Origin of the sequence: Klebsiella sp. 54 (genome assembly GCF_018223875.1) — a bacterium.
GTDB classification, from domain to species: Bacteria; Pseudomonadota; Gammaproteobacteria; order Enterobacterales; family Enterobacteriaceae; genus Klebsiella; species Klebsiella quasipneumoniae.
In genome coordinates, this window is the sequence record NZ_JAGRRA010000010.1 from 351,739 (window position 1) to 376,417 (window position 24,679).

Sequence of the window (24,679 nt, forward strand, 5' to 3'; positions counted from 1 at the left end):
TCGCCCTCCAAAAAGGATGATGAGTGAAATATTACTCATTAAAGAGCATTTATGCAATTAACGTTACTTATAATACGCATTGTTTTGGCATCGCATGATTAATGCATCTTATATCACTCATTGGCGGGTTTTGTGTTTTTCTGCAGCTCCAGCAGCTGCTCCGGCGTGACCGCCGGGTAGGACTGGGCGTCATCCGGCACGTCGTGCTGCTGCGCCGGAATCGGGATTAAAGGGCCAAGGAAGCGCGGTTCCCGTTTGAAGATGTAGAGGTCCGCCAGCGCGCCAAAGCGGGCGCCGAATTCGCGCAGCCGCACGCTCCACATATCCTTCGGCGACGGCACCGCGTAGCACTGGGCCTGGATCCCCATATGCAGGGCGATAAACAACGCCCGTTCGCAGTGGAAGCGCTGGGTGATGATAATGAAGTCGTTGGTGTCGAACACTTTGCGGGTGCGGACGATCGAATCAAGCGTGCGGAAACCGGCATAGTCCAGCACGATATCCGCCGGATCGACGCCGCCTTTAATCAGGTCCCGGCGCATCGTCATCGGTTCATTGTAGCTTTGCAGAGCATTATCGCCGCTCAGCAGCAGATAGTTGACCTTGCCGCTGTTGTAGGCGTTGAGCGCGCCCTGGATGCGGTAGCGGTAATACTGATTGATGACGCCGGTGCGGTAGTATTTAGCAGTGCCCAGCACCACGCCGACCTGGCGGTAGGGGAGGTCCTGCAGCTCGTCATAGATATAGGGCGCGGTTTTCCAGCTCATCCAACGGTCAAGACCCAGCACGGTCAACAGCAGCAGGCCGAGCAGGACTAACAGGCTGTAGAACACACGCTTTAACATGAACTTGGCTCAATAATAGACAACGGAGTCTTCAGGCTACTTTACCCGCCGGGTAAGCGCAAGAAACCCGCGTTTGATTGCGGGGATTTTCAGCAATATAGACAGATCGCCGAACGCAGGCCGGGTAAGGCGTGAGCCAACACCCGGCATAGGGATCTTCAGCTCGCCATGGCGCGAACCGTAGGTCGGGTAAGCGTAGCGCCACCCGACACCTAAGGGTATAAAAGGTCGGCCGGATAAGCCGAAGACGCCATCCGGCCGTCTGCGCAGGCGGATTAACCTAACAGCACGCGCTCGATATTGTGGCAGCCCAGCGCCTTCAGGGTGGCGACGGTGGCGTCCCACTGAATCAGCGCCGCATCGGCTTTCTCCGCCAGGATCGCCCGCTGGATGTCCGGATAATCATAGCCGTTGAGGCTGAGAAGATTCAGCGCCCCCTGCAGCGGCGGCAGCGTCGGGTTGAACGCCGCGTTTTCCGCATAGCTGCCGCTGAAAAGGGTGCCATCTTTCAGCTCCAGCGCCACGCCGGAAGGCGAATGGCTATACGGCGCGTGGCAGCGGTTAGCGGCCTCAATCGCCGCCTGGGACAGGGCATCGCCGCTGACCGGGAAGCCGTGGTTCTGGTGGTCCATCAGCAGGGTTTTGATCTCCAGGTCTTTCGGGCCGAAGGCATCCGGCAGATAGTGCTGCAGCGCATGGGCTTCGCGACCGGGCAGATGAATGCGCAGCGCCAGTCCGCTGTTCAGTTCGTTCATAAACTGACGGCAATGGCCGCACGGCGTGTAGTTCACCGTGATAGCGCGCAGGGAGGTTTCACCGCGCAGCCAGGCGTGGCTGATGGCGCTCTGCTCTGCATGGACGGTCTGCTGCATGGTGGCGCCGAGAAACTCCATGTTGCCGCCAAAGTACCAGCGGCCGCTGACGCCGCGGGCGATAGCCCCGACGTTAAAGTGAGAAAGGTCGGCGCGCGCGCAGGCGGCGGCCAGCGGCAGTAGCGCAAAGGCCAGCGCGTCTTCGTCCAGACCTGTCGCCTGTTGCAGCGTCGCCACCTGATCGGCTTCGAGCAGCGCCGGGAAGTGCGGGTCGGCGAGCATCGGGGAGATGGCCGCCTGCAGGTCTGCTGCCAGGGTAGTCAAAGCAGCTTGAAAACGTGAGTGCATAGCGTTGCCTCATAACAGTGTAATGGGGAACCAGTGTACGGGCGTCAAGGGGTTTCAAATGTGATTTACATCCCATTGCTAATGCAACTTTTCTTTGTTGCATTAAGAAATGTGACTTGAATCACTATTTATCCCACCACCGCGAGGATCAGCGGGAATAAAAATGGCGCCATCAACGAGGTGATGATCCCGCACAGCACCAGCGCCAGCGAGCTGAACGCTCCTTCCTGATAGTCCAGTTCCGCACAGCGGGCGGTACCGAGGGCGTGCGAGGCGGTGCCCATCGACAGGCCACGCGATGCTTTGGTGCGAATACGCATCAGGTTGAGCAGCGTATGGCCGAATACCGCGCCAAGGATACCGACAAAAATCACGCACACGGCGCTGATGGCCGGGATGCCGCCGATACTGCCGCTCACCGCCATCGCAATCGGCGTGGTCACCGATTTGGGCAAAACAGAGGCGGCGATTTGCGGCGTGGCGCCCATCAGCAGGGCCACGGTGGTGCCGGTGATCATCGCCACACAGCTGCCGATAAAGCAGATGGTGATGATCGATTTCCAGCGCGCGCGGATCTGGTGCAGCTGTTCATATAGCGGGAAGGCCAGCGCGACCACCGCCGGCTGCAGCAGATCGTTCAGGATCTTGCTGCCGGCAAAATAACGTTCATAGGAGATCCCGGTCAGCAGCAGAAAGGGAATGATCACCACCATCGCCACCAGCAGCGGGTTGAGCAGCGGGAATTTGAAGCGGGCCGCCAGTTTGCGGGCGAGGAAAAAGACGATCAGGGTAAGCGGTAGCGACCACCAGATTTCATGCATCATTTTTTTTTTCCTTTTGCCCAATCACTTTACGTTCGCCATGCACCAGATGGGAACTCCAGCTCACCACCACAAACACCACCAGCGTGCTGATGGCGCAGGAGATAACGACAGGCCCAAGCTGGGCGCGTAGCAGATCCCAGTACTGCATCACGCCGACGCCGATCGGCACGAACAGGAGCGCCATATAGCGGATCAGGATATTGCAGCCGGGGTTGACCCACTGCGGCGGCATAATTTGCAGCGCCAGCAGCACGAAGAGGATCAGCATGCCGATGATGCTGCCGGGGATGGTGATGGGCAGCAGCCCGGCGATAAATATTCCGGCGTACAAGCAGGCGTAAATCAGGACGAAAGCCCGCAGGTACTGCCAGATAATAGTCAGCGATTTACTCATGGTAATAACCCTTGATGAAGTGCATTCATCATACAATTAATCCCTAAAATGTGCTACCGATCACATCATGAATTCTATGCATAGCGCTGATAGCTTACGGGAACCATCGTCTCGCCCGTCAGAGTCCGAAGCCTTGCGGCTTAGACGGTTTCTCTCCCCACGCTACCTTGCTGGACGAGGCGCGGCAAATAAAGGTAAATGAGACGCCACAGGCCCCTGTAAAGCATAGAGATTATCTCGCCGTTTTGCCGCCTCGGGCGTCCGGGGACCGGAGTGCGCCGGGTCGGACGCATTGAGCGCTTTCAACCAACACCCGGAGGCGCTACCATAGCGCCTCTTTTTTTTCCGGGTAACGATATGCGTGTACTACTGGCGCCGATGGAAGGCGTGCTCGATTCGCTGGTGCGCGAGCTGCTGACCGAGGTTAACGATTACGATCTTTGCATCACCGAATTTCTGCGCGTGGTGGACCAACTGCTGCCGGTCAAATCGTTCTACAGGCTGTGCCCGGAACTGCATCATCAAAGCCGCACCCCGTCCGGTACCCGCGTGCGCGTCCAGCTGCTGGGACAATATCCCGAGTGGCTGGCGGAAAACGCCGCCCGCGCGGTGGCGCTGGGGTCGTGGGGCGTTGATTTAAACTGCGGCTGTCCGTCGAAGCTGGTGAACGGCAGCGGCGGTGGGGCGACGCTACTGAAAGATCCAGAGCTGATCTATCGCGGCGCGAAAGCCATGCGCGAAGCGGTCCCTGCGGATTTACCGGTGACCGTCAAGGTGCGTCTCGGCTGGGATAGCGGCGAAAGGCGCTTTGAAATCGCCGACGCGGTGCAGCAGGCAGGGGCCAGCGAGCTGGTGGTCCATGGCCGCACCAAAGAAGATGGCTACAAAGCCGAACGCATCAACTGGCAGGCCATCGGCGAGATCCGCCAGCGTCTGACTATTCCGGTGGTCGCCAACGGCGAGATCTGGGACTGGCAAAGCGCGCAGGACTGTATGGCCGTCACCGGCTGCGATTCGGTGATGATTGGCCGCGGGGCGCTCAACGTGCCGAACCTCAGCCGGGTGATCAAATACAACGAACCGCGCATGCCGTGGCCGCAGGTGGTTCAGCTGTTGCAAAAATATACCCGTCTGGAAAAGCAGGGCGATACCGGCCTGTATCATGTAGCGAGAATTAAGCAATGGTTAGGCTATTTACGCAAGGAATATACCGAGGCGCTGACGCTGTTTAATGAAATTCGCGCCCTGCAAACCTCTGCTGAAATAGCGGTGGCGATCGGCCGCTATTAACCGCCATACTGTTATTCGCTTCACATATTATTACTTGCATGCCTATTGATGATAGGCATGGGTTGAATAAAGTGATAATGTGCGGTCAATCAATTCAGGATTGCTACTGAACTCAGGCAAAACCTAAGCACTTTCGTCATTCGTGGCGCAAAGTGCTTAGGTTTTTTTTTGGTAAAAATTCAGGGTGGATAAAATGATGATGTAAAACAATGAGATGTGAATAACGATTTCTCTGGCATTGTCGCGGTTTTATTACCGACGGACGCTTTTTGCCATTCATTTTTAAAAAAAGAAAACGGGTAAATAAATAGCCTGGGGATCCCCTTTGTTTTTATTCAGTCACGGTGGAGATCACAATGCATAACAAAAAAATAAATCAGCTTTTTATCGGCGCGGCGCTGGCGACTATGGCGCCCGCCGTGAACGCGGCGCAAACCCCGGCGTGGAACGGCAGCGTGCTGGGGTTTGAAGCCGGACAGCCAGGGCTGCTGGGCGATATGCTGGGCATTCGTCCCATCCTTGAAGAGAACGGCTTTCATTATAATCTTGGCTATCTTAACGAGATGGCCTACAACGCCGGCGGCGGCTATAACCATGATAAACATCTGGCCTATATTGACCAGGTGTCATTGACCTTTACCCAGGATCTGGAGCGCTGGACCGGCATACCGGACGCGCGGCTTGAGGGTAATATCGTCAATCGCAACCATGATGATAACCTCACCACGAAACGGCTGCAGGATCCGCGGGTCAGCTTCAACGATCTGTCGCAGGAGAGCTGGGGCGGCGGGTCGATCACCCGTCTCGGCTGGCTGACCTTTGCCCGCAGCTTTGACGACCGCCGCCTGACCTGGCGCATCGGCATGATGAACAAGGTGCAAACCTTCGACCAGATCATACCCTGCGATTTTCAGCTGCTGACCCAGTGCGGTGGGAAATCGGCCAACTCGCTGACCTGGAATAACTGGAACATTCATACCTGGGGCACCACCCTGGAGTACAAGCTGACGCCGACCGTCACCCTCAAAGGCGGGGTGATGGAGCAAAACCCGCAGGCTACCGCGCGCAGCCACGCGTGGAGCTGGTCGACGAAGGGTAGCAAAGGCATCTTACTGCCGATGGAGATCGAAACCCGTCCGCTGATTAATGGCCTGCCGGGAGCCTATAACCTTGGCGTGGTCTGGACTAACGCGCCGCAGAGCGACCTCTACAGCGGTAAATCCGGCGGCGCCGGGGCGACCGATCCGCAAGGTTACGCCGAGCACGACAGCACCTGGTTTATGTACGCCGGCCTGAACCAGCAGATCACCCGCCACGCCGACGACCCGCTGCGGGGGATGAGCGTCTCACTGAGCGGCAGCCTCAGCGACCAGCGCAGCAACTATATCCACTCCGCCGTCGCCGCCTCCATGCGCTACCGCGGTCTGTTTGACGCCCGTCCGGAGGACTGGATCGGCTTCGGCCTGACGTGGATCGACATGAGCAGCCACTACGCACGTAATCAGCGCTATATGAATCAGATAAGCGGCGCCACCGACTATAACGATCCGGCTTACCAGCCGGTGGCCGGTCATTCGCTGAACGGTGAACTCTATTATCGCTTCCGCCCGGTCTCCTGGCTGGAGCTGCAGCCGGGCCTGCAGTACTGGCACCGTCCGGGCGGCGTCGCGCAGACCCAGGACGCGTGGGTAGTGGAGTGGAAAACCATCGTGACCTTCTGATAGTCGCGATCTTAATCACGTTTTTTCACTTGTCAGGTTGAGCGCGCAGCAGAAGTTGTTACAGTGCTGGCGTTGGATTGCAACTGCTGCGGCAGGCAAAACCTGATCACCTGGCGTTTCGTCGGGGGTCAGGTTTTTTTGTTTCTGGGGTCTATATGCAAATCGCCAAAGTACTCAATAACAATGTGGTGGTGGTTCTCGACGAGCACCGGCGCGAACAGGTGGTGATGGGGCGAGGGCTGGCCTTTCAGAAACGCCCGGGCGACGCGCTGGACGACAGCAAAATTGAAAAAGTCTTCGCCTTACAAAGCGATGAACTGGTAGGCCGTCTGGGTGAGTTACTCAGTCAGATTCCGTTAGAAGTGATGACTACCTGCGATCGCATTATCGACCTGGCACGCGGGCGGTTGGGCAAGTTACAGGAAAGTTTGTACATCACGTTAACGGATCACTGCCACTTTGCTATCGAGCGGCAGAAAAAGGGCATCGCGCTGCGTAACGTGCTGCTGTGGGAGATCAAGCGGCTCTATCCGAAGGAGTTCGCGCTGGGCCAGGAGGCAAGGGCCATCATTGCCAAAAGGCTAGGCGTGGCGCTGGCGGAGGATGAAGCCGGATTTATCGCCCTGCATCTGGTGACGGCGCAGCTCAACAGCGAAATGCCGGAGGTCATGCACGTGACCCGGGTGATGCAGGAGATCCTGCAGCTGGTGAAGTATCAGCTGCAGCTGAACTACGACGAGGAGTCGCTGAGCTATCAGCGTTTCGTCACCCACCTGAAGTTTTTCGCTCAGCGGATGCTGACCCGCACGGTGGTGGAAGATGACGACGTCTCGCTGCACAGCGCGGTGAAAGACAACTACGCCAAAGCGTGGAAGTGTGCGGAAACGGTGGCGACGCATCTGCAAAAGCAGTATCAGCGTGCGCTGACCACCGAAGAAATTATGTTTCTTGCCATTCATATTGAACGGGTAAGAAAAGAGGGACGCTAAGTCTCCCGACAAACTGGATTGTTACTGCATGATGCAGGCAAAACCTGAGCGCGACGCCTACCGGCGTGGTTCTCGGGTTTTTTTTATTTTTACTACTCAGTCGCCGGTTGTCTGCGGGCAGCGGCAGTAAGGAAAAGAGCATGGAATATAAAGCACTCGCGCAGGATATTCTCAACCGCGTCGGCGGCAAAGAGAACATTGTGAGTCTGGTTCACTGTGCGACACGTCTGCGTTTTAAACTGAAGGATAACGGCAAAGCCGATGCCGAAGGGCTGAAGGCCAATCCGGGCGTGATTATGGTGGTGGAGAGCGGCGGCCAGTTTCAGGTGGTGATTGGCAACCACGTCCACGACGTCTGGCAGGCGGTGCGCCAGGAGGCTGGGCTGAGCGATGACAGCGAGCCGACGGCGGAAAGCGTTGAAAAAGGGTCGCTGCTGGGGCAGATCATCGATGTCGTGTCGGGGATATTCACGCCGTTTATCGGCGTGCTGGCAGCCTCTGGTATCCTGAAAGGAATGCTGGCGCTGGCGGTCGTCTGCGGTTGGCTGACCCCGCAACAGGGAACCTATAAAATCTGGTTTGCCGCCAGCGACGCGCTGTTCTTTTTCTTCCCGCTGTTTCTCGGTTACACCGCCGGTAAAAAATTTGGCGGTAACCCGTTTGTCTCAATGGTGATCGGTGGAGCGTTAACCCACCCGCTGATGATTCAGGCCTTTGAGGCCAGCCAGGCGCCGGGCGCGGCGGTGGAGCACTTTCTCGGCATCCCGGTGACCTTTATCAATTACAGCTCATCGGTGATCCCGATTATTCTCGCTTCATGGGTCTGCTGCTGTCTGGAGCGCAAGAGCAACGCGCTGCTGCCGTCATCGATGAAAAACTTTTTTACCCCGGCGATTTGTCTCGCCGTTGTGGTTCCGCTGACGTTTCTGCTGATTGGTCCTCTGGCGACCTGGCTCAGTCATCTGTTGGCCCAGGGGTATCAGATTATCTACGCGGTGGCGCCGTGGCTGGCGGGAGCGGCGATGGGCGCGCTGTGGCAGGTTTGTGTGATCTTCGGCCTGCATTGGGGGCTGATTCCGCTGATGATTAACAATCTGACGGTGCTTGGCCATGATTCCATGCTGCCCATGCTGTTGCCGGCCGTGATGGGGCAGGTCGGCGCGGTGCTGGGTATTTTGCTGAAAACCCGTGACGCCCGCCAGAAAGTGCTGGCCGGCTCTGCGTTTTCAGCGGGCATCTTCGGCATTACCGAGCCGGCTATCTATGGCTTAACATTGCCGCTGCGCCGGCCATTTATCTTCGGCTGCGTGGCGGGCGCCATTGGCGGCGCGATTGTGGGCTTCAGTAACGCTCACGTCTATTCATTCGGCTTCGGGAACATTTTTACTGTCGCACAAATGATCCCGCCCCAAGGGCTTGATAGCACCGTTTGGGGCGGCGTAGTGGGTATCTTCGCGGCGTTGATTATCTCCTGTGGTTTAACTTTCTTCGCCGGCCTGCCGCGCGCCAGCGCCGCGCCGGGCGCCGTGGCGGTAGCGCCGGTCTCGGCAAATGACATCCTGGCGCCGATGAGCGGCAGCGTCATCGCCCTCGATCAGGTGCCGGACAGCACCTTCGCCAGCGGCCTGTTGGGGAAAGGAGTCGCCATTATCCCGGCGGTGGGCAAAGTCATTGCCCCATTCCCGGGCGAAGTGGCTTCCCTGTTTCAGACTAAACACGCCATCGGCCTGCAGAGCGACAGCGGCATCGAGCTGCTGATCCACGTTGGCATCGACACGGTCAAACTCGACGGCGTGCCGTTTACCGCGCATGTGAAAGAGGGCGACAGGGTACAGGCCGGCGATCTACTGATTGAGTTCGATCGTCAGGCGATTCTGGACGCCGGTTACGACCTGGCGACCCCGATTATTATCAGCAACAGCGATGACTATCGTGAGATCGACACGGTGGCGCCCAGCGCCGTCGAAGCCGGTCAGCCGTTGTTGTCAGTCAGCCATTAATCACAGGAGAGAGAGATGAAAACATTCCCGACAGATTTTTTATGGGGCGGCGCGACCGCGGCGAATCAGGTGGAAGGGGCGTACCTGGAAGATGGCAAAGGGTTATCCACCTCCGATGTGCAGCCGCACGGCGTCTTCGGCGAAGTGGTCGAGCGCGTACCCGGCGACAGCGGCATAAAGGATGTGGCGATCGATTTTTACCATCGCTACCCGGAAGATATCGCCCTGTTCGCTGAGATGGGCTTTAACTGCCTGCGGGTCTCCATCGCCTGGACGCGAATTTACCCCAACGGCGACGACGCCGAGCCGAACGAAGCCGGACTCGCCTTCTACGACAAATTGTTCGACGAGATGGCGAAGCACAACATCACTCCGCTGGTGACGCTGTCGCATTATGAAATGCCATGGGCGCTGGTGAAAAATTACGGCGGCTGGGGCAGCCGGCAGGTGATTGGCTTCTTTGAGCGCTACGCCCGGACGGTGTTCAGCCGTTATAAAAACAAAGTCAAACTGTGGCTGACCTTTAACGAAATCAATATGTCGCTGCATGCCCCGCTGACCGGCGTCGGCCTGCCGGCCGGCAGCAGCAAAGGCGAGGTGTATCAGGCCATTCATCACCAGCTGGTGGCCAGCGCTCTGGCGGTCAAAGCCTGTCATGAGCTGGTGCCCGAGGGCAAAATCGGCAATATGCTGCTCGGCGGGCTGATGTATCCCCTGAGCTGCAAACCGGAAGATGTGTTTGAGACGCTGCAGGAGAACCGCAGCTGGCAGTTCTTCGGCGACGTGCAGGCGCGCGGGGCGTACCCGGGCTATATGCAGCGCTTTTTCCGCGACAACGGCATCACGCTCGACATCACCGAGGCCGATCGCGAAACGCTGAAAACCACCGTCGATTTTATCTCCTTCAGCTACTACATGACCGGGTGCGTCACCGCCGATGAGGCGCTGAACCAGCAGGCGCGCGGCAATATACTTAGCATGGTGCCGAACCCGCACCTGGCGAGCTCGGAGTGGGGCTGGCAGATAGACCCCCTCGGCCTGCGTACGCTGCTGAACGTGCTGTGGGATCGCTATCAGAAGCCGCTGTTTATCGTGGAAAACGGTCTGGGCGCCAAAGATAAGGTGGAAGCCGACGGCAGCATTAATGATGACTACCGCATCAGCTACCTGAACGACCACCTGGTGCAGGCGCGGGAAGCCATTGACGATGGCGTTGAGCTGATGGGCTTTACCAGCTGGGGGCCGATTGACCTGGTGAGCGCCTCGAAGGCGGAGCTGTCGAAGCGCTACGGCTTTATCTATGTTGACCGCCATGATGACGGCACCGGCACCCTGGCACGTAGTAAGAAGAAGAGCTTTGACTGGTATAAAGAGGTGATTGCCAGCCGCGGCGCCAGCCTGAAAGCGTAATGCTTCCCCGCCCGGCCATCGCCGGGCGAGGGATCAGCCCGGTTTACACGCGCGCAGTAAAAAGATCATCGGACGCTCTTTCTCTTCATCCAGGGCGGGCTGTTGAGCAATCTGTTCGGCGCTCGGACCCCACTCATCCAGCTGCTCCAGCACAAAACCAGCGGCGATAAGCGCGTTTACCCAGCTTGAGAGTTTGCGGTGCTGTTTAATGACGCCCTCGGCAAACCAGTTGCTTACGCGCTCGCCCTCCTGCTGATAGTGGCTGACCGGCCAGCTTTTTTGCCCCTGCTCATTCACCTGCCATCCCTGATGCAGCGGCGCGGTATAGATGGGATGTTCCGCGGAAAAGACCAGGATGCCGCCAGGGACCAGCGCCTGCTGCAGGGCAGTGAAGAGCGGGGCGATGTCTGGTAAGTAATGGAGCGCCAGTGAGCTATAGACCAGATCGCAGCTGTTGGCGGGCAACGTCAGGGTTTGCAGATCGGCGCAGCGGTAGTCAATCTCATCCCCGCGGGTTATCTCTCGCGCCTGCGTCAGCATACGTCGGGAGATATCAAAACCAATTATCTGGCTGGCTCCCTGCTGCAGCGCCCAGCGGCAAAACCAGCCGTAGCCACAACCGAGATCCACCACCCGCAAACCGGTTACTGGCGGCAGCATTGCCTGCAGCGATGGCCACTCTGGTGCACCCTCCAGTCCCTTCACCGAGCGATCGAGGGTCGCATAGCCGGCAAAGAACTGCGGGTCGTCATAAATATTCTGACTCATATTCATCCCTTGAATTGATAAAGTTGTTTATTTTTAGCTAACTAATAATTTAGTCACACGCTTTACTAAACGCGTTTAATTCAATTAATTTATGATAACCAACCTGATTACGTTATCTGACCTGTTAAATGAAATTGATATTAAAAAATAGCGTGCTGGCTGCGTTGCCCCTGGCCATCGCGCTGGCTGGCTGCGCGCCTTCTCATGAGGTCGCTAATCCGCCGCAGCAGCAAATTCCGGCTTCCCACGTTTCCATGGATCTTCCCGCCGCCGTCAAAAATGGCTGGCCACACACCGACTGGTGGAAAGACTACCACGATGCCCAACTGGATAATCTGATTCAGCGCGCACTCGCCAACGCGCCGGACATGCAGATTGCCGAACAGCGCATCAGGCTTGCTGAAGCGCAGGCGCGAATGTCGCAGGCGAATCTTGGCCCGGAGATGGATTTCTCCGCCGATATCGAACGGCAGAAAATGTCCGCTGAAGGCCTGATGGGGCCGTTCGCCACCGATACCGACGGCAATACCGGCCCGTGGTACACCAATGGCACCTTCGGCCTGACTGCCGGCTGGGATCTCGATCTGTGGGGCAAAAACCGCGCGCTGGTGAAAGCGCGCATCGGCGAGCTGAAAGCCCAGGTGGCCGAGCAGGCCCAGACCCGCGAGCTGCTCTCCGGCAGCGTGGCGCGCCTGTACTGGCAGTGGCAGACGGAAGCGGCGATCAAAGCGGTGCTGCAGCAGGTGAAAAACGAGCAAAATAATATCGTGACGGTCGACAAGGCCCTGTATCAGCGCGGGATCACCAACTCCGCCGAAGGGGCGGAGAACGATATTAACGTCAGCAAAACCGACCAGCAGCTGGCGGACGTGGCGGGCACGATGAAAGAGATTGAAGCGCGGCTGATGGCCCTGACCAACAGCCAGAGCCAGTCGCTAAACCTCAAACCCGCCAGCCTGCCGACGGTCAGCGCGCAGCTGCCGGATACCCTCGGCTATGAGCTGCTGGCGCGCCGCCCGGATCTGCAGGTCGCTCACTGGTATATCGAGGCGTCGCTGAGCGAAGTGGACGCGGCGAAGGCGGCGTTTTATCCGGACATCAACCTGATGGCTTTCCTGCAGCAGGATGCCCTGCACTTAAGCGATCTTTTCCGCCATTCGGCGCAGCAGATGGGCGTCACCGCCGGACTGACGCTGCCGATCTTCGACAGCGGTCGTCTCAATGCTAATCTGGATATCGCCAGCGCGCAGAACAGCCTGTCCATCGCCCAATACAACAAAGCGGTGGTGGACGCCGTCAACCAGGTGGCGAAAACCGCCAGCCAGGTTGAGACGCTGATGGCCAAAAGCCAACAGCAGCAGCAGGTTGAAAAAGACGCCCAGCGGGTGGTGGATCTGGCGCAGGCCCGAATGGCGGCGGGGATCCTGCCCGGCTCCAGGGTGAGCCTGGCGAAACTCCCGGCGCTGCAGGAGCGTATCACCGCCCTGCGCCTGCACGGCCAGTGGATTGACGCCAGCATTCAGCTGACCTCAGCCCTTGGCGGCGGCTACCATCAGACGGTGAAGTAACCGCCAACCACGGTGCGCCCGCGGGCGCGCCGCTCAGTCTTTCTTCTTACTCTCGCGCCGCCTGAGCCACCAGTGGGCGGCCACAACCACCAGCACCGCGAGGATCAGCCAGATCCAATGCTTCAGATGGGCGTCCAGATGGTGCAGCCACGGGCCGACCACCTCGCCGCCAAGATAGCCTATGGTGGTAAACAGCAGGGCCCACACCAGCGCTCCGACAATATTCAGCGGCAGGAAAATGCGCGGCGGCAGGCGGCTGGCGCCGATCAGCAGGGGGCCGATCACCCGGAAGCCGTACATAAAGCGGGTGCCGATGACAAACAGCCACGGCCGGTGCTGGATCATGCGCTGCGCTTTCCGGATCCGCGCCTTCTGGCTGGCGAAACGGCGCAGAATGCGCCCGCCGAAGCGGCGACCAAGCAGATAGAGCAGCTGATCGCCAATCATCCCGCCGAGGGCGACGGCGATCACCACCAGGGGAAACTTCAGTAGCCCCTGATGCGCTGCGACGCCGCCCAGCAGGGTAATGGTCTCACCTTCCGCCATGCTGCCGACGATCAGCGCCGCGTAGCCATACTGGGAAATCAGGTGATTGATATCCATAAACAGCTTTTCTCCTTACCTCTTCACCTCTTAATCATACACCCTGCTGACCAAAACGCGGCGAGGCAGATTTTTTGCGCTGTACACAAAATAATCTACAGGGTGAATTATACTTGGATCAGTGCAGTACGAAGCCGTGACAAGGGGGACGCTATGAACCATGTCTGGGGGCTCTTCGCTCATCCCAACCGGGAGATGAGCGTGATTAAGAGCGAGAATGAAACCATTTCTCATCACTATACGCACCATGTGCTGCTGATGGCGGCGGTTCCGGTGGTTTGCGCCTTTATCGGCACCACGCAGTTGGGCTGGAACTTCGGCGACGGCACTATTATTAAACTGTCGATGTTGACCGGGCTGGCGCTGGCGGTGCTGTTTTATGCCGTGATGCTCGCCGGGGTGGCGATCATGGGGCGGGTCATCTGGTGGATGGCCAGGCAGTATCCACAGCAGCCTTCCCTGAAACGCTGCATGGTATTTGCCGGCTATGTGGCCACACCGCTGTTCCTGAGCGGGATTGTGGCGCTCTATCCGCTGGTCTGGCTATGCGCGCTGATCGGTACCATTGCCCTGTTCTATACTGGCTATCTGCTCTATCTCGGGATCCCGACCTTCCTGAGCATTAACCGGGAAGAGGGGCTCAGTTTCGCCAGCTCAACCCTGGCCATCGGGGTGCTGGTGCTCGAAGTCCTGCTGGCGATCACCGTGGTGCTGTGGGGGTATGGCTACCGACTCTTCTGATCGGACGTAACGGGTCAATATGCATTGCCGGCAAATATGTATTTTATGTCGGCAATGCAGCATTTCTTCACGATTCTTATTAGGCACAGGGCCTTACAGCGCGGTATGATGGCGTTTGCCAGCGAAGTTGCCCACTTAACCTCGCGGCGTACGTTGCATAACGTGCAAAAATACTTTTCAGAATGCCCATGATGCCGAAATTTCGAGTCTCTTTGCTCAGCCTGACCTTGCTGCTGGCTGTGCCTTTTGCGCCCCAGGCGTTAGCAAAAACCCCGATGGCGGTGACCGCCTCGCAGCCGGACATCGCTTCCGGCAGCGCCATGATCGTCGATCTGGCCACCAAAAAAATCATCTACGCCAGCCAGCCGGATCTGGTGCGCCCGATGGCGTCGATCACCAAGGTGATGACCGCCATGGTGGTGCTCGATGCCCATCTGCCGCTGGATGAGATGCTGACGGTGGATATCAGCCATACCCCGGAAATGAAGGGGATTTACTCGCGCGTGCGTCTCAACAGCCAAATCAGCCGCCGCGATATGCTGCTGCTGGCGCTGATGTCTTCCGAGAACCGTGCGGCCGCCAGCCTGGCGCATCACTATCCGGGCGGCTACGACGCCTTTATTCGCGCGATGAACGCCAAAGCGCAGGCGCTGGGGATGACCCATACCCGCTACGTGGAGCCCACCGGACTGTCGGTGCATAACGTCTCCACCGCCCGCGATCTGACCAAACTGCTGATCGCCAGCGAGCAGTACCCGCTGATCGGCCAGCTGAGCACCACCAAAGAAGAGACCGCCACCTTTGCCCATCCGGCCTACAGCCTGCCGTTCCGCAACACTAACCATCTGGTGTATCGCGACAACTGGAACATCCAGCTGACCAAAACCGGCTTCACCAACGCCGCCGGCCACTGCCTGATTATGCGCACGGTGATCAACCAACGCCCGGTGGCGCTGGTGGTGATGGATGCCTTCGGCAAATATACCCACTTTGCCGACGCCAGCCGTTTGCGCACGTGGATCGAGACCGGGAAGGTGATGCCGGTGCCGGCTTCGGCGCTGAGCTATAAGAAGCAGCGCGAAGCGCAGATGGCGGAGGCGATGCTGAAAGGCGGCGCCCAGACCGCGCAGAACGATTAACCTGCACATCCCCCGGATGACGGCGCATTGCGCCTTATCCGGGCTACGTGATTTGGCGCCGGGTTCGCCCCCTTCGTAGGCCCGGCAAGCGCAGCGCCGCCGGGCAATCAGGCCGAGTGGCGGATGGCGGCTGACGCCTTAGCCGGCCTGGGGAACCGCGCTGAACGGTAGCCCGGCTGAGGCGTTTACGCCGCGAGCCGGGGATTTGACGCCGAATATTACTCCGGGAGCGTCCAGTCGCCGTCACCCAGCGCGCGCTGCATAATCAACGTATCCCGCCAGTCGCCCATCTTATAGCCGACGCTGCGCAGCTGACCCGCCACGGTAAAACCGAACTTTTTATGGATCGCCAGCGAGCCGGCATTGTTATGGCCATCGCCGATGATCGCCAGCATCTGCCGCCACGGGCCTTTCTCGCATTCGGCGATCAGCCGCGACAGCAGCGCGCTGCCGATGCCGCGCCCGCCCATTCCGGATTCCACGTAGATCGATTCCTCGAGGGTATAGCGATAGGCCGGGCGCGGGCGATAGAAAGTGGCGTAGCAGTAGCCGACGATAGCCCCGCGCCACAGCGCGACCAGCCAGGGCAGCCCGTTATCGCGCACGGTCTGGATCCGTTTACGCATTTCGTCAACGGTGGGGGGGATCTCTTCGAAGGAGGCGCGGCCATTAAGCACGTGCCAGACATATAGCGCGGCGATGGCGTGCGCATCGTCGGGCAGCGCTTCACGAATTTCTAAATCACTGTCGAGTAACGGGGCCTCTGCGGGCATGGCGGCGCTCCTGAATCTGCCGGAGAGACATTCTCCGGCGTGCAGCGTAATACAGAAGCGCCAGGCTGAATAGCCCTGCCGCCGATTATTGCGGATCCGCCGGGGAGACCGGCGCCGGGGCCGCTTCACCCCAATATTTCTGCTTACTGGTTTTACCAATCCCCGGGTTCATGCTGTTGGTCGGATCGTTCTGGCGATAGAACTGCTGCAGGCTCTCCGGCGCTTCATACAGATGACCCACGTTATGCTCCGCCGGGTACTGGGCGCCGCGCGCTTTCAGTAACGCCAGCATCTGCTCCTTCAGCGCATGGGCATCGACCCCTTTCTTGACGATGTAATCCTGATGGAACACATGACACATAAAGTGGCCATAGTAGAGCTTGTGCACCAGCTGGCTGTCGATCTCCGGCGGCAGATGTTCGAACCACTCGGTATCGTTGCGGCGCAGGGCGATATCCAGCGCCAGAATATCTTCGACTTCGTCGGCATGCACCGCCTGATAGCGGATCGCCGCGCCGGCGGCGGCAAAGCGGTGGAGGAATGCCTTGCTGCCTTCTTCTGGCGTACAGGCGAAGAAATCTCCCTCGGCCTGCTGGAAGTATTCCGTCAGCCAGCGCTGTGCTTCTTCGATGCCGTCGCCGGCCATCTTCAGCAGCAGATGGTGTTCATATTTGTCGCGCCAGGTTTTCATCCGCTCCGGTAAATGCGCCGGGAAGACGTGGCCGAGCTTCTGCATAAAGCGGTCGGTAAAGTGCGGTTTAAACAGCGACACTTTCTCCAGCATCGCGTCGGTGCGCCCCTTCATGGTGAAGAAGAACGGCATTTTGTCGGTGCCGAGCTTGTCGATCATCAGGAAGGTGTCTTTGCCATACTGCTCGGCGATATCGTAAATATCGCGGTGCATATATTCCCCGGCCACCGGCAGATGCTGGAACTCGGCGAGGATATGGCGGCGGATCTCGGTCAATACCTGCGGCTGGTTGGTGCCAATGTAAAACACCTGCTGGCGCTTTTCCGCCGGGAAGGTATCGAGACGCACGGCGAAAACCGCCAGCTTGCCGGCGCAGCCGGAGGATTCGAACAGGCGGTCCGGGTCGGCGTTGTAGCGCGCCGGGGTGTCGGCATCGACATCGCGCACGCGGGTAACATAGTCGTGATCGTGGGCGTGGCGGCCATCGTGCAGCACATCGCTATCGCTGATCCGCTCGTCGTCGAGTCGGCTGAGGATCTGCTCCGGCGTACTGCCGAGATCGATGCCCAGATGGTTGACCAGCTTCAGCTTGCCGTCGGCGTCAATCTGTGCGAACAGCGACATCTCGGTGTAGGCCGGCCCGCGCTGCACCAGGGAACCGCCGGAGTTGTTGCAGATCCCGCCGATCACCGACGCGCCGATGCACGATGAGCCGATCACGGAGTGCGGCTCGCGCCCCAGCGGTTTCAGCGCTTTTTCCAGTGAGTAGAGCGTGGTGCCGGGCCAGGCCAGCACCTGCTCGCCTTTGTCCAGCAGATGCAGTTTATCCAGGCGCAGGGTGCTGATAATCACGATCTCGCGATCGTAATCATTGCCGTTGGGGGTGGAGCCTTCGGTCAGGCCGGTGTTGGCCGCCTGCATCAGAATGATTTTATCGGCGTCGACGCAGGCGTTGAGCACGCGCCAGAGTTCCAAAAGGGTGCCGGGAAAGACAACCGCCAGCGCCTCGCCCTGACCGGAGCGGAAGCCTTTGCGGTAGCGCTGGGTTTTTGCCGGGTCGGTCAGCAGATGCGAAGGGCCAACCAGGCGCGCGAGGTCAGCCAGAAACGTTTTATTGGTGTTAGTGGGTGCAGATGACATGTTCCACTCCTTGTGGTGGTGCGCGAAATAGCGAGGATAAGCATAGCGCTTTGTATGACAATTTGATGCATGAATGTTTCGCAAAAATCAGAGAAGAACCTTAGCATTCTGCGGGCGCGTTGTTTATATATATGGCAAACTGCGGTTTTTATTATGTTTTACCGAGTCCCCGTCTGAGAAAAAGCGAGATAACAATGAAATGGCTCTGCACTGTAGGCGTCGCCGTGAGTCTGGCGCTGCAACCCGCGCTGGCGGATGAACTGTTTGGTAACCACCCCCTGACCCCGCAGGCGCGGGATGCTTTTGTCACCGACCTGCTGAAAAAAATGACCGTAGACGAGAAAATCGGCCAGCTGCGTCTGATAAGCGTCGGCCCGGATAACCCCAAAGAGGCGATCCGTGAAATGATCAAAAACGGTCAGGTGGGGGCGATTTTTAACACCGTTACCCGCCCGGATATCCGCGTTATGCAGGATCAGGTGATGCAGCTCAGCCGCCTGAAGATCCCGCTGTTCTTTGCCTACGATGTGCTGCACGGCCAGCGCACCGTCTTCCCGATAAGCCTCGGCCTGGCCTCGTCGTTTAACCTTGACGCGGTGAAGACCGTGGGCCGGGTGTCAGCTTATGAAGCCGCCGATGACGGGCTGAACATGACCTGGGCGCCGATGGTCGACGTCTCCCGCGACCCGCGCTGGGGACGCGCTTCCGAAGGGTTCGGGGAAGACACTTATCTGACCACGATGATGGGTCAGGCGATGGTGGAGTCGATGCAGGGCAAGAGCCCGGCGGACCGCTATTCGGTGATGACCAGTGTCAAGCACTTCGCCGCCTACGGCGCGGTGGAGGGCGGGAAAGAGTACAACACGGTCGACATGAGCCCGCAGCGCCTGTTCAACGACTATATGCCGCCGTATAAAGCCGGGCTGGATGCCGGCAGCGGCGCGGTGATGGTGGCCCTGAACTCGCTGAACGGCACCCCGGCGACCGCCGATTCCTGGCTGCTGAAAGATGTCCTGCGCGACCAGTGGGGCTTTAAAGGCATCACGGTCTCCGACCACGGCGCCATTAAAGAGCTGATCAAGCACGGCGTGGCCTCCGACCCGGAAGACGCGGTGCGCGTGGCGCTCAAGTCCGGCATCAACATGAGCATGAGCGACGAGTATTACAGCAAGTACCTGCCGGGGCTGGTGAAGTCCGGCAAGGTGACCATGGCCGAGCTGGATGACGCCACCCGTCACGTGCTTAACGTCAAATATGATATGGGGCTGTTCAACGATCCGTACAGCCACCTGGGGCCAAAAGATTCTGACCCGCAGGACACCAACGCAGAAAGCCGTCTGCATCGTAAAGAGGCGCGGGAAGTCGCCCGCGAGAGCCTGGTGCTGCTGAAAAACCGGCTTGATACGCTGCCGCTGAAAAAATCCGGCACTATCGCGGTGGTGGGCGCGCTGGCGGACAGCAAACGCGACATGATGGGCAGCTGGTCGGCGGCGGGCGTGGCCGACCAGTCGGTGACCGTCCTGACCGGCATCAAAGAAGCGCTGGGCGATAACGGCAAAGTGATTTACGCCAAAGGGGCGAACGTTACCGACGACAAAGGCATTGTCGATTTCCTCAACCTGTATGAGAACGCGGTGCAGGTTGACCCGCGCTCGCCGCAGGAAATGATCGACGAAGCCGTCGCGGCGGCGAAGCAATCCGACGTGGTGGTTGCCGTAGTGGGCGAGGCGCAGGGCATGGCCCATGAGGCCTCCAGCCGGACCGACATCACCCTGCCGCAGAGCCAGCGCAACCTGATTGCCGCCCTCAAGGCCACCGGCAAACCGCTGGTGCTGGTGCTGATGAACGGCCGTCCGCTGGCGCTGGTGAAAGAGGATCAGCAAGCCGATGCGCTGCTGGAGACCTGGTTTGCCGGCACCGAAGGCGGGCATGCCATCGCCGACGTGCTGTTTGGCGACTATAACCCGTCGGGCAAGCTGCCGATGTCCTTCCCGCGCTCGGTGGGGCAGATCCCAACCTACTACAGCCACCTGAATACCGGTCGTCCGTATAATCCGGAGAAGCCGAACAAGTACACCTCGCGTTACTTCGATGAAGCCAACGGCCCGCTGTACCCGTTTGGCTACGGCCTGAGCTATACCACCTTTAGCGTCTCCGATGTCACCATGTCGTCGGCCACCCTGCCGCGCGACGGCAGCGTGACCGCCAGCGTGCAGGTGACCAACACCGGCAAACGCGAAGGGGCGACGGTCATTCAGCTGTATCTGCAGGACGTCACCGCCTCCATGAGCCGGCCGGTGAAAATGCTGCGCGGCTTTAAAAAGGTCAACCTCAAGCCGGGCGAAACGCAAACCGTCAGCTTCCCGATCGACGTCGACGCGCTGAAGTTCTGGAACCAGCAGATGAAATACGTCGCTGAGCCGGGCAAATTCAATGTCTTTATCGGCGTGGACTCCGCCCGCGTGAAGCAGAGCGAGTTTGAGCTGTTGTAAGGCATAGCCCTTAAGCCCAACGTCACACTTAAAAGGCCGATTAATCGGCCTTTTCTTTTTCGTATCGCTGGCAAATGGACTACGCTTTTCTCTTAAGCTTCTGTAAGCGAAGCGCAAAAGAACTGAGGGATGCGGGATGAAGATGGCGACGAAATGGTCCGGCGCGCTGGCGCTGGCCGCCCTGATAAGTATGCCGCTGCAGGCGGCGGAGCCGGTGAAGGTCGGCTCGAAAATTGATACCGAAGGGGCGCTGCTCGGTAATATGATCCAGCAGGTGCTGGAAAGCCACGGCGTCAAAACGATTAACAAAATCCAGCTCGGCACCACGCCGGTGGTGCGCGGGGCGATTGTCGCCGGCGAGCTGGATATCTACCCGGAATATACCGGCAATGGCGCTTTTTTCTTTAAAGATGAAAACGACCCGGCATGGAAGAATGCCCAGCAGGGCTATGAGAAGGTGAAGCGCCTGGATCAGGAGAAACATCAGCTGGTATGGCTTACCCCGGCGCCGGCCAACAACACCTGGACCATCGCCGTGCGTCAGGAGCTGGCGGAGAAAAATCACCTGACTTCGCTGGCCGACCTCAGCCGCTATCTGCAGCAGGGCGGCGAATTTAAGCTGGCGGCCTCGGCGGAGTTTATTGAACGCCCGGACGCGCTGCCGGCGTTTGAAAAAGCGTATGACTTTAAACTCAACCAGAACCAGCTGCTGTCGCTGGCCGGGGGCGATACGGCGGTGACCATCAAAGCGGCGGCGCAGCAGACCTCCGGTGTCAACGCGGCGATGGCCTACGGCACCGACGGCCCGGTGGCGGCCCTGGGATTACAGACGCTGAGCGACCCGCAGGGCGTGCAGCCGATTTACGCCCCGACGCCGGTGGTGCGCGAGACGGTGCTGAAAGCCTACCCGCAGATCGCCGACTGGCTGAAGCCGGTCTTCGCCAGCCTCGATGAAAAGACCCTGCAGCAGCTGAACGCCCGCATCGCGGTGGAAGGCCAGGATGCGAAGCGCGTGGCGGCAGATTATCTGCAGCAGAAAGGCCTGCTGAAGTAAGCCACCGGTGACCATTCGCTGTACTCACCGCGTCGGCCTGCTGCTGACAGGCCTGCTGCTGGTTACGCTGGCGCTGCCGTTTATCACTTACGCGCCGAATCGCTTACTCTCCGGGGAAGGGCGCGGGCTGTGGCAGGTGATGCCCTGGCTCGCCGGTGTTCAGCTGGCGGCAGCCCTCGCCGGGATCCTGCTCTGCTGGCTGCCGGGCAGGGTCGCGCCGCTTCTCCATCTGCTGCTGGCCGAACTGCTCTTCCCGCTGCTTATCTGGGGCAGCGGCCAGGCGGCGCTTGAGCTCTCCCGGCACGGCTCGCCGCTGGCGCGCACCTCGCCCGGCAGCGGCCTGTGGCTGTCGCTGGCGCTCTGCCTGCTGCTGGCCAGCGAGGCCATTCGTCATCTTACCGCCCGGCCGCTATGGCGCTGGCTGCTCAATGCGCAAGTCTGGCTTCTGCCCATCATCCTGCTCGCCGCCGGGGCGCTCGATCAGCTCTCGCTGCTGAAAGAGTATGCCAACCGCCAGGAGGTGTTTGACGACGCTCTGCGCCAGCATCTGCTTCTGCTGTTTGGCACCCTACTGCCGGGCCTGCTGATCGGCCTGCCGCTGGGGGTATGGCTCTGGCGGCGTCCGCGCTGGCAGGCGCCGGCCTTCACCGTGCTCAATGTGATCCAGACTATCCCGTCGGTGGCGCTGTTCGGCCTGCTGATTGCCCCGCTTGCCGGTGTGGCGCGCTATTTTCCGGCGCTGGGCGAGCTGGGCGTCTCCGGGACCGGCGTGGCGCCGGCCCTGATTGCCCTGACGTTGTATGCGCTGTTGCCGCTGGTGCGCGGGGTGGTGACCGGCCTGCAGCAGGTGCCGCAGGATGCGCTGGAGAGCGCGACGGCGATGGGCATGAGCGCCGGGCAGCGCTTTCGTCAGGTGCAGCTCCCGCTGGCGATGCCGGTGCTGCTGCGCAGCCTGCGGGTGGTCAGCGTGCAAACCGTCGGCATGGCGGTGGTGGCGGCGCTGATCGGCGCCGGCGGCTTTGGCGCGCTGGTATTTCAGGGGCTGCTGAGCAGCGCGCTGGATCTGGTGCTGCTGGGCGTGGTGCCGACCATTTCCCTGGCGGTGGTGGTGGATGCCCTGTTCGCGCTGTGGGGCGCCTGGCTAAAAGGAGAGGCCAATGATTGAATTTCAAGGGGTCAGCAAAGCGTTTGCCGGCCACCCGGCGGTGAAGGACCTGACCCTGGAGCTGCGCGAAGGCGCCTTTTCGGTGCTGGTGGGAACCTCCGGCTCGGGCAAGTCGACGACGCTGAAAATGATCAACCGCCTGCTGGAGCCGGACCGGGGCATGATTCGCTTTGCCGGCGAAGACATCCGCCAGCAGCCGCTCCTGACCCTGCGGCGACGGATGGGCTATGCCATCCAGTCTATCGGCCTGTTTCCCCACTGGACGGTGGCGCAGAATATCGCCACCGTGCCGCAGCTGCAAAAATGGCCGCGGGCGAGGATCGCCGACCGGGTCGACGAGCTGATGGCGCTGCTGGGGCTGGAGGCGACGCTGCGCGACCGCTATCCCCATCAGCTTTCCGGCGGCCAACAGCAGCGGGTCGGGGTGGCGCGGGCGCTGGCGGCAGACCCGGAGGTGCTGCTGATGGATGAACCCTTCGGTGCCCTCGACCCGGTGACCCGCGAGGCGCTGCAGCAGGAGATGCTGCGCATTCACCGCCTGCTGGGGCGAACCATTGTCCTGGTGACCCATGATATTGACGAAGCGCTACGTCTGGCGGACCACCTGGTGCTGATGGATGGTGGTGAGGTGGTCCAGCAGGGGGCGCCGCTGGCGATGCTCCTGCGGCCAGAGAATAGCTTTGTGCAGACCTTTTTTGGCCGCAGCGAGCTGGGCGTGCGCCTGCTGTCGCTGCGTGAGGTGCGGGACTATCTGCGCCCCGACGAGCGGCTGGCGGGCGAGGGGCTGACCGTCACCATGACCCTGCGGGAAGCGCTATCGCAGTTTGTCGCCCGGCGCTGCGAGGCGCTGCCGGTGGTGGATGCCGAGGGGCAGCCCTGCGGCACGCTGCATTTTGCCGATCTGCTGCGCCAGGAGGCGAGTCATGAAGGCGCTTCGTGAGCCGTTGTGGTGGCTTATCGCGCTGTTCATCGGCCTGCTGATGGGGCTACCCTACAGCGCGCCGCTGTTCAGCCGGCTGTTTCCGGAGCTGCCGCGGCCGGTTTACCAGCAGGAGAGCTTCTGGGCGCTCACTCTCGATCACGGCTGGCTGGTAGTGGTATCCAGCCTCGCGGCAACCGCCGTCGGGCTGGGGGCAGGGGTGGCGGTTACCCGGCCCGCGGGCAGCGCTTTTCGTCCGCTGGTGGAGACCATCGCCGCTATCGGGCAGACCTTTCCGCCGGTGGCGGTGCTGGCGATGGCGGTACCGGTGCTGGGCTTTGGCTGGCTGCCGGCGCTGATCGCCCTCGCGCTGTATGGCATACTGCCGGTGCTGCAGGGGACGCTGGCCGGGCTGGGATCGATACCGTCGGGCGTGTCAGATGTGGCAGAAGGGATGGGAATGACCGGCTGGCAGCGTCTGTATAAGGTGGAGCTGCCGCTGGCGGCCCCGGTGATCCTGGCGGGGATCCGCACCTCGGTCATCGTCAATATTGGTACCGCGACGATAGCCTCGACGGTGGGGGCCAATACGCTTGGGACGCCGATCATCATCGGCCTGAGCGGGTTTAATACCGCCTATATTGTGCAGGGGGCGCTACTGGTGGCGCTGGCGGCGATCATTGTCGACCGCGCGTTTGAGCGTCTGACCCGCTGGATCAGCCGACACCGCCACGTACAATAAAGGAATAGCCGGCCAGCATTACGCCGCTGATCCCGCCGATGGCCATAAGTAAGAAGAGAGTGACGACCGCGATTTTCGCTGGCTTCATAATAGGCTCCTGATGTTAACAGGGGGATTATACGGTGAAGCGCAGGTGTTAATGAAACATTAATTGCGGTTTAGCGCGCCGCGCCGGGCTTTTTGCCTATTTGGCTGAGCAACGCGCCGCAAAAAAGTGTGATCCTGCCCGTCATTTTTCATTTTTATGCAGG

General features: G+C 59.8%; 21 protein-coding genes and 1 pseudogene. 13 read left to right on the top strand and 9 right to left on the bottom strand.

The window, feature by feature from the left end:
• Positions 1-113: 113 nt before the first annotated feature.
• The 4 genes from sanA to KHQ24_RS20160 all read right to left on the bottom strand — a co-directional run bounded on the left by sanA (position 114) and on the right by KHQ24_RS20160 (position 3,223).
• Positions 114-845: an outer membrane permeability protein SanA gene (gene sanA / locus KHQ24_RS20145; protein WP_008804033.1), complete on the bottom strand. Its 732-nt coding sequence runs from the start codon at positions 843-845 to the stop codon at positions 114-116.
• A 275-nt stretch (positions 846-1,120) separates the two neighbouring features.
• On the bottom strand, positions 1,121-2,005 hold the full coding sequence (gene cdd, locus KHQ24_RS20150) for a cytidine deaminase (RefSeq protein WP_049093651.1): 885 nt from the start codon (positions 2,003-2,005) through the stop codon (positions 1,121-1,123).
• Positions 2,006-2,133: 128 nt separating this feature from the next.
• Positions 2,134-2,829, bottom strand: coding sequence for a CidB/LrgB family autolysis modulator (locus KHQ24_RS20155; protein WP_004201621.1), 696 nt, complete (start codon positions 2,827-2,829; stop codon positions 2,134-2,136).
• Positions 2,819-3,223 (bottom strand): CidA/LrgA family protein, encoded by a 405-nt coding sequence (locus tag KHQ24_RS20160; RefSeq protein WP_004201620.1) that lies wholly within the window; start codon positions 3,221-3,223, stop codon positions 2,819-2,821. The genes KHQ24_RS20155 and KHQ24_RS20160 overlap by 11 nt, the downstream gene beginning before the upstream one ends.
• A gap of 357 nt (positions 3,224-3,580) precedes the next feature.
• Between KHQ24_RS20160 and dusC the strand changes: the two genes are divergently transcribed.
• The 5 genes and pseudogenes from dusC to KHQ24_RS20185 all read left to right on the top strand — a co-directional run bounded on the left by dusC (position 3,581) and on the right by KHQ24_RS20185 (position 10,633).
• A complete protein-coding gene (dusC, locus tag KHQ24_RS20165) occupies positions 3,581-4,513 on the top strand; it encodes a tRNA dihydrouridine(16) synthase DusC (RefSeq protein ID WP_043520328.1) in 933 nt (310 codons plus the stop codon).
• Positions 4,514-4,869: 356 nt separating this feature from the next.
• On the top strand, positions 4,870-6,234 hold the full coding sequence (locus KHQ24_RS20170) for a carbohydrate porin (RefSeq protein ID WP_048295207.1): 1,365 nt from the start codon (positions 4,870-4,872) through the stop codon (positions 6,232-6,234).
• A gap of 155 nt (positions 6,235-6,389) precedes the next feature.
• The gene (gene bglG, locus KHQ24_RS20175) at positions 6,390-7,223 is read left to right on the top strand and encodes a transcriptional antiterminator BglG (RefSeq protein WP_094311363.1); all 834 of its coding nucleotides are present in this window, start codon (positions 6,390-6,392) and stop codon (positions 7,221-7,223) included.
• A 28-nt stretch (positions 7,224-7,251) separates the two neighbouring features.
• A pseudogene (bglF, locus tag KHQ24_RS20180) lies at positions 7,252-9,223 on the top strand (PTS beta-glucoside transporter subunit IIABC).
• A 15-nt stretch (positions 9,224-9,238) separates the two neighbouring features.
• Positions 9,239-10,633, top strand: a complete 1,395-nt coding sequence (locus KHQ24_RS20185; RefSeq protein ID WP_065803061.1) for a glycoside hydrolase family 1 protein — start codon at positions 9,239-9,241, stop codon at positions 10,631-10,633.
• Between the two features lie 33 nt (positions 10,634-10,666).
• On the opposite strand, the gene KHQ24_RS20190 is transcribed toward KHQ24_RS20185, so the two are convergent.
• Positions 10,667-11,401 carry a class I SAM-dependent methyltransferase gene (locus KHQ24_RS20190; RefSeq protein ID WP_211777435.1) on the bottom strand — a complete coding sequence of 245 codons (735 nt, stop codon included), beginning with the start codon at positions 11,399-11,401 and terminating at the stop codon, positions 10,667-10,669.
• A 128-nt stretch (positions 11,402-11,529) separates the two neighbouring features.
• Between KHQ24_RS20190 and mdtQ the strand changes: the two genes are divergently transcribed.
• A complete protein-coding gene (mdtQ, locus tag KHQ24_RS20195; RefSeq protein ID WP_023318738.1) occupies positions 11,530-12,969 on the top strand; it encodes a multidrug resistance outer membrane protein MdtQ in 1,440 nt (479 codons plus the stop codon).
• A 33-nt stretch (positions 12,970-13,002) separates the two neighbouring features.
• Here the strand turns inward: mdtQ and KHQ24_RS20200 are convergent, their stop codons facing one another.
• Positions 13,003-13,572, bottom strand: coding sequence for a DedA family protein (locus KHQ24_RS20200; protein WP_023318737.1), 570 nt, complete (start codon positions 13,570-13,572; stop codon positions 13,003-13,005).
• Between the two features lie 153 nt (positions 13,573-13,725).
• Here KHQ24_RS20200 and KHQ24_RS20205 point away from each other — a divergent pair, with 153 nt between their 5' ends.
• Complete coding sequence (locus KHQ24_RS20205) at positions 13,726-14,313, top strand: Yip1 family protein (protein ID WP_004201605.1); 588 nt, start codon at positions 13,726-13,728, stop codon at positions 14,311-14,313.
• A 188-nt stretch (positions 14,314-14,501) separates the two neighbouring features.
• Positions 14,502-15,452, top strand: a complete 951-nt coding sequence (pbpG, locus tag KHQ24_RS20210) for a D-alanyl-D-alanine endopeptidase (protein WP_074194143.1) — start codon at positions 14,502-14,504, stop codon at positions 15,450-15,452.
• Positions 15,453-15,670: 218 nt separating this feature from the next.
• Here the strand turns inward: pbpG and KHQ24_RS20215 are convergent, their stop codons facing one another.
• Both KHQ24_RS20215 and dld read right to left on the bottom strand, forming a co-directional pair.
• The gene (locus KHQ24_RS20215; RefSeq protein WP_002912829.1) at positions 15,671-16,225 is read right to left on the bottom strand and encodes a GNAT family N-acetyltransferase; all 555 of its coding nucleotides are present in this window, start codon (positions 16,223-16,225) and stop codon (positions 15,671-15,673) included.
• A gap of 85 nt (positions 16,226-16,310) precedes the next feature.
• Entirely contained in the window at positions 16,311-18,056 is a 1,746-nt protein-coding gene (dld, locus tag KHQ24_RS20220; protein ID WP_124989377.1) for a D-lactate dehydrogenase, read from the bottom strand.
• A gap of 194 nt (positions 18,057-18,250) precedes the next feature.
• Here dld and bglX point away from each other — a divergent pair, with 194 nt between their 5' ends.
• The 5 genes from bglX (at position 18,251) to KHQ24_RS20245 (ending at position 24,428) form a co-directional block, all read left to right on the top strand.
• A complete protein-coding gene (gene bglX, locus KHQ24_RS20225) occupies positions 18,251-20,548 on the top strand; it encodes a beta-glucosidase BglX (RefSeq protein ID WP_004201601.1) in 2,298 nt (765 codons plus the stop codon).
• A gap of 136 nt (positions 20,549-20,684) precedes the next feature.
• Positions 20,685-21,602, top strand: a complete 918-nt coding sequence (locus KHQ24_RS20230; protein ID WP_049092377.1) for an ABC transporter substrate-binding protein — start codon at positions 20,685-20,687, stop codon at positions 21,600-21,602.
• A 7-nt stretch (positions 21,603-21,609) separates the two neighbouring features.
• Entirely contained in the window at positions 21,610-22,767 is a 1,158-nt protein-coding gene (locus KHQ24_RS20235; RefSeq protein WP_191721134.1) for an ABC transporter permease, read from the top strand.
• Positions 22,760-23,707: an ABC transporter ATP-binding protein gene (locus KHQ24_RS20240; RefSeq protein ID WP_048295203.1), complete on the top strand. Its 948-nt coding sequence runs from the start codon at positions 22,760-22,762 to the stop codon at positions 23,705-23,707. The genes KHQ24_RS20235 and KHQ24_RS20240 overlap by 8 nt, the downstream gene beginning before the upstream one ends.
• The gene (locus tag KHQ24_RS20245) at positions 23,691-24,428 is read left to right on the top strand and encodes an ABC transporter permease (RefSeq protein ID WP_048325142.1); all 738 of its coding nucleotides are present in this window, start codon (positions 23,691-23,693) and stop codon (positions 24,426-24,428) included. Before KHQ24_RS20240 ends, KHQ24_RS20245 begins: the two co-directional genes overlap by 17 nt.
• Here the strand turns inward: KHQ24_RS20245 and KHQ24_RS20250 are convergent.
• On the bottom strand, positions 24,403-24,516 hold the full coding sequence (locus KHQ24_RS20250; protein ID WP_002912762.1) for a protein YohO: 114 nt from the start codon (positions 24,514-24,516) through the stop codon (positions 24,403-24,405). The two genes, KHQ24_RS20245 and KHQ24_RS20250, sit on opposite strands and share 26 nt — an antisense overlap.
• Positions 24,517-24,679: the final 163 nt, after the last annotated feature.

Excerpts from the sequence above, each read along its gene's own strand:
- sanA (WP_008804033.1), bottom strand. The coding sequence starts at position 845 with ATGTTAAAGCGTGTGTTCTACAGCCTGTTAGTCCTGCTCGGCCTGCTG.
- cdd (WP_049093651.1), bottom strand. The coding sequence starts at position 2,005 with ATGCACTCACGTTTTCAAGCTGCTTTGACTACCCTGGCAGCAGACCTG.
- KHQ24_RS20155 (WP_004201621.1), bottom strand. The coding sequence starts at position 2,829 with ATGATGCATGAAATCTGGTGGTCGCTACCGCTTACCCTGATCGTCTTT.
- KHQ24_RS20160 (WP_004201620.1), bottom strand. The coding sequence starts at position 3,223 with ATGAGTAAATCGCTGACTATTATCTGGCAGTACCTGCGGGCTTTCGTC.
- dusC (WP_043520328.1), top strand. The coding sequence starts at position 3,581 with ATGCGTGTACTACTGGCGCCGATGGAAGGCGTGCTCGATTCGCTGGTG.
- KHQ24_RS20170 (WP_048295207.1), top strand. The coding sequence starts at position 4,870 with ATGCATAACAAAAAAATAAATCAGCTTTTTATCGGCGCGGCGCTGGCG.
- bglG (WP_094311363.1), top strand. The coding sequence starts at position 6,390 with ATGCAAATCGCCAAAGTACTCAATAACAATGTGGTGGTGGTTCTCGAC.
- KHQ24_RS20185 (WP_065803061.1), top strand. The coding sequence starts at position 9,239 with ATGAAAACATTCCCGACAGATTTTTTATGGGGCGGCGCGACCGCGGCG.
- KHQ24_RS20190 (WP_211777435.1), bottom strand. The coding sequence starts at position 11,401 with ATGAGTCAGAATATTTATGACGACCCGCAGTTCTTTGCCGGCTATGCG.
- mdtQ (WP_023318738.1), top strand. The coding sequence starts at position 11,530 with ATGAAATTGATATTAAAAAATAGCGTGCTGGCTGCGTTGCCCCTGGCC.
- KHQ24_RS20200 (WP_023318737.1), bottom strand. The coding sequence starts at position 13,572 with ATGGATATCAATCACCTGATTTCCCAGTATGGCTACGCGGCGCTGATC.
- KHQ24_RS20205 (WP_004201605.1), top strand. The coding sequence starts at position 13,726 with ATGAACCATGTCTGGGGGCTCTTCGCTCATCCCAACCGGGAGATGAGC.
- pbpG (WP_074194143.1), top strand. The coding sequence starts at position 14,502 with ATGATGCCGAAATTTCGAGTCTCTTTGCTCAGCCTGACCTTGCTGCTG.
- KHQ24_RS20215 (WP_002912829.1), bottom strand. The coding sequence starts at position 16,225 with ATGCCCGCAGAGGCCCCGTTACTCGACAGTGATTTAGAAATTCGTGAA.
- dld (WP_124989377.1), bottom strand. The coding sequence starts at position 18,056 with ATGTCATCTGCACCCACTAACACCAATAAAACGTTTCTGGCTGACCTC.
- bglX (WP_004201601.1), top strand. The coding sequence starts at position 18,251 with ATGAAATGGCTCTGCACTGTAGGCGTCGCCGTGAGTCTGGCGCTGCAA.
- KHQ24_RS20230 (WP_049092377.1), top strand. The coding sequence starts at position 20,685 with ATGAAGATGGCGACGAAATGGTCCGGCGCGCTGGCGCTGGCCGCCCTG.
- KHQ24_RS20240 (WP_048295203.1), top strand. The coding sequence starts at position 22,760 with ATGATTGAATTTCAAGGGGTCAGCAAAGCGTTTGCCGGCCACCCGGCG.
- KHQ24_RS20245 (WP_048325142.1), top strand. The coding sequence starts at position 23,691 with ATGAAGGCGCTTCGTGAGCCGTTGTGGTGGCTTATCGCGCTGTTCATC.
- KHQ24_RS20250 (WP_002912762.1), bottom strand. The coding sequence starts at position 24,516 with ATGAAGCCAGCGAAAATCGCGGTCGTCACTCTCTTCTTACTTATGGCC.